Below are 1,527 nucleotides of genomic sequence, written 5' to 3' on the forward strand. Positions count from 1 at the left end.
CCCTGTGGCTCAGGCTGGTTGTGAGTCGGCGATGGGCGCTGGCGGGAGGGTGTCGAGATGACGGTGGTTGTTCCATCACGCGAGCGCAGCGTTGGGGAGAGGCGGCGGTTGGCGCTTGAGTATGTCGAGTGCCGGTATGGCACCAAGGCCGCGTTCCTGCAGGAGCACCGGATCGCTGAGTGGCAGATGCGGCGGTGGGTGGCCGCGTTGGCTGACGGTGACCTCGACGGGAACGTCATCCCGCGTCAGACTGGGGAGATGACCAGGGAAGATGCAGCTGAGGTTAGGCGTCTGAACGCCCGAATCGCCAAGCTGGAAACGGAGTTGGATTCCGAGCGCAAGGTCGTTGATGCGCTGGGAAAAGCTATATCGGTCATGCACTCACTTGGCGTGGCCGACGACGGGGAGGGCCCGACTGGACCGAGCAGCAGCGGCGAGAGCACGAGGAGCTGATCGCCGCCGAGAACGCCCTGCTGGAGGAACTCAAGGCGGCAGGCCGGAGTCAGCGGTCGGCGCTGGCAATGATCGGCCTGTCCCGGGGCTCGTTTCATGTTCGGCGCAAGCCCCGAGCCCGGGTGGCGGAGCCGATTGCCCACGCCGATCGCAAGCAGCCCCATGCGTTGACTGAGGCAGAGTCAGCGCAGGTCGCCGATACGGTCAACGCCTCGCTGGCGAAGGGGCGTAGTGTGCGGCAGGCCTGGTACGAGCACATCGATACCGGACCGGTGCTGGCCAGTCAGGCGACCTTTCAGCGGGTGGCCGCCAAGGTGCGCACCACCCCTGTCCGTCGACGACGACGCCCCAACGCGCCGCGGGATAGCCCCACACTGCAGGCCCGCCGGCCCGATCAGGTGTTGTGTTGGGACATCTCGTTCCTGCCCGGACGCACAACCAGACAGAGCTTTGCGCTGTACTCGGTAATCGACCTGTACTCGCGCAAGATCGTCGGATGGACGATCCAGACCCGCGAAGACCGCTACGTCGCCGCTGAACTTCTGACCACCATCGTCGATGCTTCAGGCGGCAGGGTCGAAATCGTTCACTCCGACAACGGCTCGGCCATGACCTCCAAGCACGTACGCGGCGAACTCGAGAACAGAAGCGTGACCTGCTCGTACATCCGGCCCGGGGTCAGTAACGACAACGCCTACATCGAATCGTGGTTCGCCACGGTCAAGAGCGCGCACGCCTACCCGCGGGCCTTCCGTGACCTCGATCATGCCACCGAGTGGATCGCCGAATGGGTTGAGTACTACAACCATCGACACCATCACGGCGGACTGGCCGGCTACACCCCGGCGTCCGTTCACGACGGCACCTGGGTCGACACGGCCCGCGCCCGGCAGACCAGGCTCGATGAGCACTACCGCCAGCACGCGGGCCGCTACCGCAAACGACCCCAGATCCCCACCCCGAACACCACCGTCACGATCAACCTGGCAAACGATGGCTCACGACTGACGATCCCACCGATCGCGGCAACCCTCATCGCCGCCTGAATGACTCACAACAGGTTGACAATCACCG

Annotated in this window: 2 protein-coding genes; both read left to right on the top strand. The window is 64.9% G+C overall.

What is annotated here, in order from left to right:
• Nucleotides 1-57 precede the first annotated feature (57 nt).
• Nucleotides 58-453 carry a hypothetical protein gene (locus tag NR111_RS18135; RefSeq protein ID WP_206472023.1) on the top strand — a complete coding sequence of 132 codons (396 nt, stop codon included), beginning with the start codon at nucleotides 58-60 and terminating at the stop codon, nucleotides 451-453.
• Nucleotides 453-1,499 (top strand): IS3 family transposase, encoded by a 1,047-nt coding sequence (locus NR111_RS18140; protein WP_256821616.1) that lies wholly within the window; start codon nucleotides 453-455, stop codon nucleotides 1,497-1,499. Before NR111_RS18135 ends, NR111_RS18140 begins: the two co-directional genes overlap by 1 nt.
• The last annotated feature ends 28 nt before the right edge of the window (nucleotides 1,500-1,527 follow it).

The sequence above is a fragment of the Dietzia sp. Die43 genome, from assembly GCF_024519835.1.
GTDB classification, from domain to species: Bacteria; Actinomycetota; Actinomycetes; order Mycobacteriales; family Mycobacteriaceae; genus Dietzia; species Dietzia kunjamensis.